This is a genomic window from Paenibacillus sp. FSL K6-2862 (genome assembly GCF_038005125.1).
Lineage (GTDB): Bacteria > Bacillota > Bacilli > Paenibacillales > Paenibacillaceae > Paenibacillus > Paenibacillus illinoisensis_A.
Genome location: NZ_JBBOSN010000001.1, coordinates 1,864,247 through 1,876,414 on the forward strand (window position 1 = coordinate 1,864,247; position 12,168 = coordinate 1,876,414).

Genomic DNA, 12,168 nt, shown 5'->3' on the forward strand with positions numbered 1-12,168 from the left:
TATGCGGCTTGTTTATCGAACTTTTGATCATAATCTGGCCTGATCAGCCTGGAACGGCCGAAGGTCAAGAAGATCAATGATGCTTTGTGCACTTTCCATCGGACGATATTTGGCGATCTGTGCCAAATGGCGTTTACGTTTCCGGACGATGTCGGGATATTTATGTAACAATTTATTCATCCATTTAACCACGACATCAAGCGAAGTGATCGGTTCGCCCAGTCCTCTAGCGGTAAAATATTGAACGTTCTCTTCCTCCTGACCCGGAATGGGATTATGGAACAACATCGGAATACCTTTGGCGAGTCCTTCCGTGCAGGTCATTCCACCAGGCTTGGTTATCAGCAGATCGGAAACTTCCATTAGCTTATCCACTTCTTTGGTGTATCCGATAATGTGAATATTTTCTTTCCGGTACTCCGGGTTTTGTTCCATACTGATGCGGATTTTGTCATTGCGTCCGAGACAGAAGATGATCTGAATGTTGTTATGCCAGCGAGTCAGAAGCTTATTGACCACTTCATCGCTGAGCATTCCCCAGCCGCCGCCCATGACAAGAACGGTGGGCATATCTTTCAGATTAAACTTGGCACGAATCTCATCCCGGCCAGGATGCTCCCAAAAGTTGGGGTGCACCGGAATGCCGGTAACTCGTATTTTGTCCACGGAAACTCCGCGCAGCATCAATTTGGACTTGACCTCTTCTGTAGATACCAGATATAAGTCCACTTCGGGACTGATCCACGTGCCATGCGCATCGTAATCGGTAATGACCGTGCAGAGTGGCACTTGCACTCCGAGGCGCTTTAATCTTGATATGACCGCACTTGGGATGGGATGGGTACATACAATGGCATTTGGACGAAGCTGTCTTACGACACTACGTGTATGTGTGTAAAACAGCTTGTGCAATGCGAGTGTAGTCAATCGGTTCAAAGACTTTTTATATTGATGCCTGTATACGTATCCGACAAGTTTAGGCTGGTTGGTTACCGTTTTTTTGTATGCCGTAATAATAAGTGGTGCGACCCTGGGGTTAAGGAAACTACCCAGTTCGAGCACTTTGGTCTGTACTTCCGGAGAGAGCTTTCTCAAACTGCTGGACAGTGCATAAGCGGCTTGTGTATGACCGGCTCCAAAGCCTTCAGAAAGTAATAATACTCGTTTTTTTTCCACGCTTGCTTCACCTGTTCCTGCTAGGTTTTCCTTAGTCTAACATATCTGCTTTAGGACCATAATGCAACTGTCGCAAGTGCGACTAAAGTACCGATTGTGGCACCTGCAAGCACATCTGAAGGATAGTGCAAACCCAAGTAAATTCGAGAGAATCCGACAATCAGTGCAACCGGCAGTAGCGTCAGCAGCAAAATAGGTTCCATAGTCATAAACGGAACAGTTACCGAGAAGACAGCGGTTGTATGCCCTGAAGGAAATGAGTGGTCCGTCAGGGGATTGCGGAAGGTGATCGTCTCCGGCATGGCCAGATATGGCCGGATGCGAGGATACAACCTTTTGGCGATTGCTACAGGAATATGACTCACAGCCAGAGCGATACATGCCTGTAGGCCTGTCGTATTCCAAGGGGCTGGAGCGAGCAGCCATATCAATAAGGATACGGCAATAGAAAATGTTGCTCCGCCCAGATGGGTGAGATAGTACAGCCAAAAATTCATAAATCGATTATGAAGTCGACCATTAATCCACATAAACACATTGCGATCGTACGCTTGAAACTTAACGAATAAACGGCTCATATTGGCCTCCTGCCAGTCAGGCCGCCCGAATTGGCGGCAGTATTTCCGGTATGTTTCCTGTGTCCGGTGTTGTCCTGATTACTATATAACCGTTTTTCGTGAAGTTCAGGTTATTTCAGGTATATGTTTATCATATTTTTAAATGTTGTCCTTTTCAAGAAGAAGACATGTGAACAACGTAAAATTCATGTTAAAGAGTGGTTAATCATCCAACTTAACTTTTTGACTCGGACGAGCTAAAAAAGATACAATGATTCAACATGGCTGAAATGAGGTTAAAAAAATGTGAGTTTTATATTGAACTTTTTGGTGCTCGTTTGCGTTATTTTTTGTATAGCCTCTGGTTGGACAGTACTGGGTAATGAAAAAAGCAGGGACTTTAGAAATAAAAATCAAGCAAACGGCTGAAAATAAGATATAACAGGCATGAATGCGAGGGCGCAGTATCACGAACTGCCAATTCAGCGTTTAATGTTCACATTTCTGCTTTAGGAAGTGAAATTGCGGTTTTGACAAATAGCTGAAAAGCATCCAAAATCGATAAAGCAGCCAAATTGGAAGCAACCATGCTTGAAATACTTGCGTAGTAAACAAAAGACCAGGGTCATATTCTGCACATTACAAAAAAACAAAGATGCAGAATCAGGTAGAGAAACGCTAAAGTAAACAGGGTTTGAAAAAAAGGGGGTAACAGAGAACGATGTTGGACGCTATATTCGTCACGATGCAGGTCATTCTGGCACTGCTAGCCGTGTACCAATTCACGTTTTCGCTGTTCGGTCTGTATAAGAAAAAGAAAAAGAAACATTATCCTGCCACAAAATCTTTCGCTGTACTCGTTGCAGCACACAATGAAGAGCAGGTCATCGGAGCGTTGATGGAGAACTTGAAACAACTCGATTATCCGGAAGATCTGTACGATGTGTTCGTTATCTGTGATAACTGTACGGATGGTACTGCTCAAATCGTCAGAGATCATGGCTTGAATGCATGTGTGCGTACAAATGCCGATCTCAGAGGTAAAGGTTACGCCATTGAGTGGATGCTCAAATATCTGTGGAAATTGCCTCGTCAGTATGACGCCGTTGTTATGTTTGATGCTGACAACCTGGTTGATCGCAATTTCTTGCTTGAGATGAATAACGACTTGTGTAACGGTTCGCGTGTTATTCAAGGATATATCGATACGAAAAATCCGGAAGATTCCTGGATTACTGCAGCTTACGGCGTATCGTACTGGTACATTAACCGTTTGTGGCAGTTGTCCCGTCATAACCTGAACATGGCCAACTTCCTTGGTGGTACAGGAATGTGCTTTGAAACGAATTTGCTGAAGGAAATCGGTTGGGGTGCGACTAGTCTGGTCGAGGACTTGGAGTTTACGATGCGCAGTGTGCAGCGTAATGTGTATCCCGTGTTTAACTATGATGCAAAAGTATTTGATGAGAAGCCTTTGACATTCAAAGCTTCGGCCAGACAACGTCTGCGCTGGATGCAAGGTCACTTTACGGTAGCACGGAGATATTTCTTCCCGCTGCTGTGGCAAAGTATTAAGGAAAGAAGCCTGGTCAAGTTCGACCTTGCCATATATGGTGCTAACGTATACGTTGTATTATTGACATTCCTGATGACCGCTGTTATGTGGGTGGATACAGCCGTATTTAGCGGCCCGCATATTGCCAACATCTACGGATATTTCCCGCTGTGGGTAGGATTCGTTGCTATTGGTTTGAACATTCTTACGTTCCTACTGTCGATGGCACTGGAGAAAGTCACTTTTGCGAAAGTGTATCTGTATCTGATTGTATTCCCGATCTATCTGCTATCCTGGTATCCAATTACGTTCTATGCGTTCTTCACGCAGAACAACAAACAATGGAGCCACACCCAGCATACACGTGTTGTACGTTTGGATGAGGTACAGAGCAAGCAAGGGTAATGATGAACAGCTTCACAAAAAAGATTACAGAAAATATTCTAAAATATATTGACTATAGTTAATGGAGATGTTATAGTATTCAAGTGCGTTAAATGAATAGCAATGGAATCACAAGCAGAAGTCCGACTTCTCACCTGACCAACATTAACGTTGGCTGGTCAACGATCCCAATAATTTATGAAGTGTATACTCATGAAGAATTGTGTTGATTACAGGGATGTCGGTAGCTTGACCGGCATCCCTTTTATTTTTGTTTAACAGTATTCAAAATGACCTGGAGGTGGACGGTTATTAGTAAAGATCACATGATTAATGATGAGATTCGGGCGAAGGAAGTGCGCCTTGTCGGAGCTGAAGGAGAACAAATTGGGATCAAGCCCATTCGGGAAGCACTGCAAATGGCGATTGATCTGAACTTGGATCTGGTCAATGTGGCACCACAGGCTAAACCGCCGGTATGCCGCATCATGGACTATGGCAAGTTCCGCTATGAGCAACAAAAGAAAGACAAAGAAGCCCGTAAGAACCAGAAAATTGTTGACATTAAAGAAGTATGGTTCCGTTCCAATATTGAGGAGCACGATTATCAAACGAAGCTTCGTAATGTAGTTAAGTTTTTGAAAGAAGGCGACAAGGTTAAATGTTCTGTTCGTTATCGCGGACGTGAAATTGCCCATGCCGCCATTGGTCAACGGATTCTGGAGCGCGTTAAGGTGGAAGTGGCAGAACTGTGCACCATCGAGCGCCAACCAAAATTGGAAGGCCGCAGTATGATCATGATTCTGGCTCCTAAAGCCTGATAACATTGGAGGAGGAAACACAAAATGCCTAAAATGAAAACACACAGCAGTTTGAAAGGACGCTTCAAAATTACCGGTTCCGGTAAAGTCCTTCGTTACAAAGCACACAAAAACCACTTGCTTTCCCACAAATCCAAACGTGCTAAGCGCGTTCTGAACGGTAACCCAGTTATGGCTGCCGGGGATGTTAGACGTTTGAAACAAGGTTTGGCTAACTTGAAAGGCTAATTCTAATTAGTACATTCCGTATGGGGGATCGGCTGCGGCCGTACACATACCACGGATACATTTATATTTATTTGGGAGGTTCTTTAATATGGCAAGAGTAAAAGGCGGTTTTGTAGTACGTCGTCGTCATAAAAAGGTTTTGAAACTGGCAAGAGGTTATTTCGGTTCCAAACACCGCATTTTTAAAACAGCTAACGAGCAAGTAATGAAATCCCTGGTTTACGCATACCGTGACCGTCGCAACACTAAACGTAACTTCCGCAGACTGTGGATCGTTCGTATTAATGCAGCAGCACGTCAAAACGGTTTGTCTTACAACAAACTGATCCATGGATTGAAACTTGCTGGAGTGGACATGAACCGCAAAATGTTGGCTGATTTGGCCGTTAACGACATCAATGCGTTCAACTCTTTGGCTACTGTAGCTAAAGGCAAAATCAACGCCTAAATTGTAACATGCAAGCCGCCGTACCTTATGGCGGCTTTTTTTACGCCAGAAAGTGTGGGACGAATACACCGGGGTCCGGGAGGACAAACTTAGATTGGATGCGGTTGACAGCTATCAAGCCTCTGGCAGATACATAAAAACCGAACGTTCATATAATGCAAATGAAAACTAGGAGTTACTGGCTAATGGTGATAATGATGGTATATTTTTGTTATATAACATTACATCGTTGTAACGTTAGCGTGTTAAACTGCTAAAATTTTAAGCGTTTTCAACAATAAAAGTCTAAAAATATGTGATTTTTAGTCATGAAACATCTGGATTTTAACACTGGTTGAATGTATAATCACCTCTAGTAGGCTAGTCCTAAACTTTTCTCTCCTAGTCATAATGTTCGGTTTTTCGGCAGATGATCCGGTTAAGATAAGGTGTGAATGGGCTCTTTATGTCGAAGAAACCATACATTCCTCATAAAAGTCATATCAGACATCTGTTCATCGTTCAATATCGACCCGGGTAGGAATTAGGTATATATCATTAAGGGGGAACAAGAGAAATGAAAAAGATGCTCAGCTTGTCTTTGGTCATGTTGCTGGCAGTATCGGTAATGCTCGCAGGTTGCGGAAGCAAACCGAAGGAAGAAACAAATGCCGGTGGAACAACAGGTGGTGAATCCACTGAAGCAAAATCCGATTTGCAGATCGGTATGGTTACTGACGTAGGTGGCGTTAACGACAAATCCTTTAACCAATCCGCTTGGGAAGCCCTGCAAGCAACTGAAACTGAAACAGGTACGGCAGTTAAATACCTGCAAAGTAAATCAGATGAAGAGTACATTCCTAACCTGAACGAATTCGTTAAAGGTGGATATGACCTGACTTGGGGTATCGGTTTCCAATTGGCTGACGCAATCAAAACAGTTGCTGATCAAAACCCTGAATCCAAACTGGCGATCATCGACAGTGTTGTAGATTCTCCTAACGTTAAATCCGTTACATTTGCTGAAGAGCAAGGTTCCTTCCTGGTTGGCGTTGTTGCCGGTCTGACTACAAAAACGAACAAAATCGGTTTTGTTGGCGGTATGGACAGCCCACTGATCAAGAAATTTGAAGTTGGTTTCAGAGAAGGAGTTAAAGCAGTTAACCCTGATGCTGAATTGATCTCCAACTATACAGGCGCATTTGACAAACCAGACCTTGGTAAAGCAGCTGCAGCTACAATCTACAACCAAGGCGCGGACATCATTTTCCACTCTTCCGGTGCTACAGGTAACGGTGTGTTCAACGAAGCAATTGCCCGCAAAAAACAAGGACAAGATGTTTGGGTAATTGGTGTGGATAAAGACCAATCTCTGGAGTTCGGTGATGATGTTACACTGACTTCCATGATCAAAAAAGTTGACGAAGCAGTTAAGAAAGTAAACCAAGAAGTTATCGATGGCACATTTGCTGGCGGTTCTGAAAACCTGACTCTGAAAGAGAACGGTGTAGGTATTGCTGATACTTCTACCAAAAATGTTTCTGCTGACATCCTTGCTAAAGTGGACGAATACAAAGAAAAAATCATCAGCGGCGAAATCAAAGTACCTACAGAGTAATTGCTTCGCTTGCGAATTGAATAATCACGAGGCCGGTCTTGACCGGCCTTATGATTGTCAGGACAGGAAAATTTGCTCAAGCCATCATAACATTTGTACCTAGTTAACAGGATACTGCTGGAAACCTTCCAAATGCAGAATCAATGTTTTTGGTAATAACGCTCCGGAAGGAGCTTTTCTTAAGATTATGGAATGTATACATTTCAGCTGTGCTGGATGGATTCGATAATCTCAAGAAAAGACAAATGACCGCAACAAAGCGGTTTTTTTCCTTGAACATACGTCGATAGACGTTTTTCTTACGTTTGCGGAACCACACTATATCAGTTATAAGGGTGATTACATGGGTGCAGCAACCCCCGTCGTTGAGTTAAAACAAATCACGAAGCGTTTTCCAGGCATTGTTGCCAACGACGCTATCAGCCTTCAGCTTCGTAAAGGCGAGATTCATGCTCTACTGGGCGAAAACGGCGCTGGTAAGTCAACGTTGATGAATATTGTATTTGGTCTCTATCAGCCAGATGAAGGTTCCATTGAAGTGAATGGCAAGCCTGTCATGATCGATAGCCCGAACAAAGCAATCGAGCTTGGGATCGGCATGGTGCATCAGCACTTTAAGCTTGTTCAGCCGTTCACGGTAACAGAGAACATTATTTTGGGATCTGAACCAACGAAAGGTCTCAATATTAACTATAAAAAAGCGGCTGCCGAAGTGCAGCGTTTATCCGAGCAATATGGACTCAAAGTGAATCCGCATGCTAAAATTCATGACATTTCAGTTGGTATGCAGCAGCGCGTTGAAATCGTAAAAACATTGTACCGCGGCGCTGATATCCTGATCTTTGATGAACCAACGGCTGTTCTGACTCCTCAGGAGATCAAAGAACTGATGGTCATCATGAAAAAACTCGTGGCAGAAGGCAAATCCATAATCCTGATTACACATAAGTTAAAAGAAATTATGGAGATCTCGGATACGGTCACCATTATTCGCCGAGGGAAAGTCATCGACTCTGTAAAGACATCGGAAACCAATCCCAATGAGCTTGCTGAAAAGATGGTTGGTCGTAATGTCACGTTTAAAGTGGATAAAAAGCCGTCAACGCCTGGAGCCAATGTCCTTGAAGTCAGCAAATTGACCAGCAAAAACAAAGAGGGAATTTCTGTTCTGAATGAACTGAACTTGAATGTTCGTGCTGGAGAAATTCTGGGTATTGCAGGTGTAGATGGCAATGGACAGAGCGAGTTGATTGAAGCTCTGACTGGACTGCGCAAAGTGGATAGCGGATCGATCCGTTTGCAAGGAAAAGAATTATCCAACCACTCACCGCGTCATATTTCGGAATCGGGAGTAGGTCATATTCCGGAAGACCGACATAAGCACGGATTGGTTTTGGATTTCTCGGTCAGTGAAAATATTGTTCTTGAATCTTACTACAAATCTCCTTACACGCGTAAAGGATTCCTTAATTTCGATGCGATAAAAAAACAGGCAAAACGACTTGTTGAGGCGTTTGACGTGCGGACACCTAGCATTGAAACCAAAGCACGGTCCCTTTCTGGGGGTAACCAGCAAAAGGCGATCATTGCACGGGAAGTCGATAAGAACCCGGAACTGCTTATCGCAGCTCAGCCAACACGCGGCTTGGACGTAGGTGCTATTGAGTTTGTCCAGAAACAGTTGATTGCTCAGCGTGACCAAGGAAAAGCGGTATTGCTGATTTCCTTCGAGCTCGATGAGATTATTAACGTTTCGGACCGCATTGCTGTCATTTATGAGGGCCAAATTGTCGGTGAGGTCCTGCCGGAAGAAACGAATGACAGGGAGCTCGGCTTGATGATGGCGGGCAGCACCCAAAAGAGAGGTACTGTACATGAGTAAAGTATTGAAATGGTTTACCCGTGATTCCTTTATCCTGCCTATCGTTGCAATCCTCATGGGGTTAATTCTGGGCGGTATCGTTATGCTTATTGGAGGATACAATCCAATTGAGGCATATGGCGCATTGTTTAAAAAAGTCTTTGGTGACATGTACAACTTCGGTGAAGCTGTGCGTGAGATGACACCTTTGATCATGACAGGCCTCGCGTTTGCGTTTGCGTCCCGGGCGGGACTGTTTAATATCGGTGGAGAAGGACAATTTCTCGTCGGTATGACAGCTGCTACATTTGTGGGGGTAAAGTTCGCCGGACTGCCAATTTACATCCATGCTCCACTGGCGTTGATTGCCGGTGCAGTATTCGGTGGACTGTGGGCAGCCATTGCCGGTTACCTGAAGGCCGCTCGCGGCGTGAACGAAGTTATCAGCAGTATCATGTTGAACTGGATCGGTTTGTATTTGGCCAATCTGATTGTCCGACAGTTTTTGCTGCTTCAAGGGGAAAACCGTTCGGTAGATATTAGTGAGTCAGCTTCAATCAGCTTGACTTGGTTGTCTGAACTAATGGGCAACTCCCGTGTTCACCTGGGCACATTGATCGCTTTGGTTATGGCAGTTCTCTTTTATATCTATATGTGGAAAACCAAGCAAGGGTATGAAATCCGCGCTGTAGGTTACAACCCGAATGCGGCTGAATATGCAGGTATGCATGTGAATCGCAATATCGTAAAAGCCATGTTTATCAGTGGTATGCTTGCGGGTCTTGGTGGAGCTTTCCAGGTACTTGGTGTATTCCAGTATCAGACAGTCATGTCGGGATCTCCAGGAACAGGTTTTGACGGCATTGCCGTTGCCTTGATTGGTTTGAACCATCCGTTTGGTGTTCTCCTGGGGGCGTTGCTATTTGGTACGCTTACCTATGGATCTGCTGGTATGAGCTTTGCTGCGGATGTACCGCCAGAGATTATTCGGATTGTAATAGGTTCGATTATCTTCTTCATTGCGGCACAAGGCATCGTGCGCTGGGTTCTTAAACCGTTCTACTCCAAGCGCAAGAAAGAGAAGGTGTTGTAGATGGACTTGTTGACAATTGGGCAAATTATCAATACGACGCTTGTCTTTGCTACGGCATTGATTTTTGCTTCCCTTGGCGGGATATTCTCTGAAAAATCTGGTGTCACCAACCTGGGACTTGAAGGTTTTATGGTCTTTGGTGCGTTTGCAGCCGGAATTGGGGCGCACTATGCCCAAGAAGCTGGAATGGGTGGTACAACGTCCGCCTGGATGGGCGTTTTGGTTGCCGTAGCATTGGGTGTACTCGTATCTCTTATTCACGCTGTGGCATCGATTACGTTTAAGGCGGATCAGATTATCAGTGGTATCGTTATCAACTTCCTGGCAGCAGGAAGTACACTATATTTGGTTAAATTGTTGTTTGAAGGATCCGGGGACTCACCTTTGGTGCAGGGCTTCAGCAAGTTTGATGTGCCACTTCTCAAGGATATTCCTTTGCTTGGGGAAGCGTTGTTCAAGAACGTTTACCCCACAACATATCTGGCGATCATTCTTGTATTCCTGACGTATTACATTCTCTTCAAGACGCCATTCGGCCTTCGTTTGCGCTCCGTGGGTGAACACCCAAGCGCGGCTGATACTGTAGGTGTGAAAGTTCGTCGCTATCGTTATGTAGGCGTGATGATCAGTGGTGCACTGGCTGCGATCGGTGGAGCTGCTATCACACTCACAACAACAGGCACGTTCTCGCATAATACGGTTTCTGGTCAAGGATACATTGCGATTGCAGCGATGATTTTTGGTAAATGGAATCCAATCGGAGCATTTGGTGCTGCTGTATTTTTCGGATTCTCACAAGCAATTCGAAACTATGTGCAGCTGTTCGAATGGTCTCAAAGTATTCCCCAGGAAATTATTTATATGCTGCCATACCTGCTCACGATTATTGTTCTTATCGCGGCAGTCGGGCGTTCGTCAGCTCCGTCTGCACTCGGTGAACCGTATGATCCGGGGAAAAGGTAGACGTAAGCAATTCATTAAACAATATCAAAAGTTTTATCTGAGAAAGAGTCCGCTTCGTGCGGGCTCTTTTTTGTTATGCAAACAGCAATTCATACGTTTCCATTGTGTCAGGGTAGAGACCCATATTTTCAAGTAGGGACAAAGAAACAGGCGAAGCAGGTGATGGACGAATACACTGTTTTGAATGATCCGAGGAGGAGGGGAAAGTATGAAACAACATGTTACGCGTCGTGAAGCGTTGAAATTCGTGGGCAAAAATATCGTTGCGGTGAAAAAAGACGGCACTCGGGTTACGGGGAAGCTGTTGAAAGTATCCGGCAATAAATTAGTGCTAAAGCGTGTGAATGGCAAAAAAGTGCGCACAAAAGCTATTCTTCCACTGGTTTTGTTTGATTTGCTTGCAATCGCCACATTGCCTTACGCTTACGGCCCGGGACCGGGCTTTGGGGGCCCTGGCTATGGAGGTCCTGGGTATGGACCAGGCTACGGACCTGGACCAAAACCCGGCCCCGGATATGGTCCAGGCTATGGTCCGGGACCCGGGTTCGGACCGTACGGACCGCGTCCACCAGGATTTTTCTAGGAGAATCTAAATATTCTTTTCCATTTCGTAACAGCGGCTAATCATAATATAACGAACGGTACTATATCCATTTTTTCGATAAAACTGCAGCCCTTTTGTATTGCCTTCGTCGACCATTACTTTGGATCTTTTGCAGCCTCGTGATGCGGCGAAGTTTTCGGCTTTTTGCAGCAAAGTCTGACCGTACCTTTTGCGCTGTTCCTTTGTAGCAACTGCCATCATATCGACATATAACAACTCGCCGTGCATAAGAAAATGTATAAAAGCTACAGCTTCTTTGTTCGGGTCCGGTGAGACAACAAAGGTCATGCCCCTGTTCATACGCAGGGGTATGTCTTTGCGTATTTTGTTGATTTCATTGGCACTCATATGGGATAGAGGAACAAGTTGCGAGTCAATTAAACTCATGATGGCGCCATCATCCAGCCTCGAATTGCGTTGCCGAATCACCATGCTGATCCTCCTTTCAAGACTAGTCGTGCTGCTCGTATATCCTATGCCTGGAGCAAGATAAAAGGTGACTGAATGAAGTGAAGGGAATAGGGTAACGTTAAGTAGCGTAGTAGCGAGATAAAGGGCGTTTAAAAAAATTATCCAAATCAGGTATTGACTTATCGGTTGGAGGAATCATATAATGTTCCTAACATTTAACGAGAATATTTAATCGGCTATGAAGAGGACGAAGTTTTAAGGGCTCTTTTGCTCAGAGAGTGGATGGATTTGCTGAAACCACCACCATAATCCCTTATATACGAGCTCACCTCGGAGCTGTTTTCCTGAAAAGCATTGGATGTCACTCCACTCGCGTATTAGGGGAAATCGTATGTCTGCGTTACAGACAACAGGTATGGAAGACGGCTATGTCCGTTTGACCTATCGTTTTTTGTACCTGGTAAGGTCCG

The 12,168-nt window shown here is 44.6% G+C and carries 12 protein-coding genes; 9 read left to right on the top strand and 3 right to left on the bottom strand.

What is annotated here, in order from left to right; translation table 11 throughout:
• Positions 1-27 precede the first annotated feature (27 nt).
• Together MHB82_RS08755 and MHB82_RS08760 are read right to left on the bottom strand one after the other, a co-directional pair.
• Positions 28-1,176 carry an MGDG synthase family glycosyltransferase gene (locus tag MHB82_RS08755; RefSeq protein ID WP_341174476.1) on the bottom strand — a complete coding sequence of 383 codons (1,149 nt, stop codon included), beginning with the start codon at positions 1,174-1,176 and terminating at the stop codon, positions 28-30.
• A gap of 50 nt (positions 1,177-1,226) precedes the next feature.
• Positions 1,227-1,754 carry a phosphatase PAP2 family protein gene (locus tag MHB82_RS08760; RefSeq protein WP_110821117.1) on the bottom strand — a complete coding sequence of 176 codons (528 nt, stop codon included), beginning with the start codon at positions 1,752-1,754 and terminating at the stop codon, positions 1,227-1,229.
• Positions 1,755-2,454: 700 nt separating this feature from the next.
• Here MHB82_RS08760 and MHB82_RS08765 point away from each other — a divergent pair.
• From MHB82_RS08765 to MHB82_RS08805, 9 genes are all read left to right on the top strand, one after another.
• Positions 2,455-3,693 carry a glycosyltransferase family 2 protein gene (locus MHB82_RS08765; protein WP_095359127.1) on the top strand — a complete coding sequence of 413 codons (1,239 nt, stop codon included), beginning with the start codon at positions 2,455-2,457 and terminating at the stop codon, positions 3,691-3,693.
• A 305-nt stretch (positions 3,694-3,998) separates the two neighbouring features.
• On the top strand, positions 3,999-4,493 hold the full coding sequence (gene infC, locus MHB82_RS08770; RefSeq protein ID WP_110821116.1) for a translation initiation factor IF-3: 495 nt from the start codon (positions 3,999-4,001) through the stop codon (positions 4,491-4,493).
• Positions 4,494-4,517: 24 nt separating this feature from the next.
• Positions 4,518-4,721, top strand: coding sequence for a 50S ribosomal protein L35 (gene rpmI, locus MHB82_RS08775; RefSeq protein WP_017689665.1), 204 nt, complete (start codon positions 4,518-4,520; stop codon positions 4,719-4,721).
• An 88-nt stretch (positions 4,722-4,809) separates the two neighbouring features.
• A complete protein-coding gene (rplT, locus tag MHB82_RS08780) occupies positions 4,810-5,169 on the top strand; it encodes a 50S ribosomal protein L20 (RefSeq protein WP_095288335.1) in 360 nt (119 codons plus the stop codon).
• 556 nt (positions 5,170-5,725) lie between these two features.
• Positions 5,726-6,766 (top strand): BMP family lipoprotein, encoded by a 1,041-nt coding sequence (locus MHB82_RS08785; RefSeq protein ID WP_095288334.1) that lies wholly within the window; start codon positions 5,726-5,728, stop codon positions 6,764-6,766.
• Between the two features lie 343 nt (positions 6,767-7,109).
• A complete protein-coding gene (locus MHB82_RS08790; protein ID WP_341174477.1) occupies positions 7,110-8,648 on the top strand; it encodes an ABC transporter ATP-binding protein in 1,539 nt (512 codons plus the stop codon).
• Positions 8,641-9,720, top strand: coding sequence for an ABC transporter permease (locus MHB82_RS08795; protein ID WP_110821115.1), 1,080 nt, complete (start codon positions 8,641-8,643; stop codon positions 9,718-9,720). Before MHB82_RS08790 ends, MHB82_RS08795 begins: the two co-directional genes overlap by 8 nt.
• Positions 9,721-10,683: an ABC transporter permease gene (locus MHB82_RS08800; protein WP_095288332.1), complete on the top strand. Its 963-nt coding sequence runs from the start codon at positions 9,721-9,723 to the stop codon at positions 10,681-10,683.
• A gap of 208 nt (positions 10,684-10,891) precedes the next feature.
• Entirely contained in the window at positions 10,892-11,266 is a 375-nt protein-coding gene (locus MHB82_RS08805; protein ID WP_095359124.1) for a hypothetical protein, read from the top strand.
• Positions 11,267-11,272: 6 nt separating this feature from the next.
• Here MHB82_RS08805 and MHB82_RS08810 read toward each other — a convergent pair whose 3' ends face one another.
• A complete protein-coding gene (locus MHB82_RS08810) occupies positions 11,273-11,716 on the bottom strand; it encodes a GNAT family N-acetyltransferase (protein ID WP_375335114.1) in 444 nt (147 codons plus the stop codon).
• Positions 11,717-12,168 lie beyond the last annotated feature (452 nt).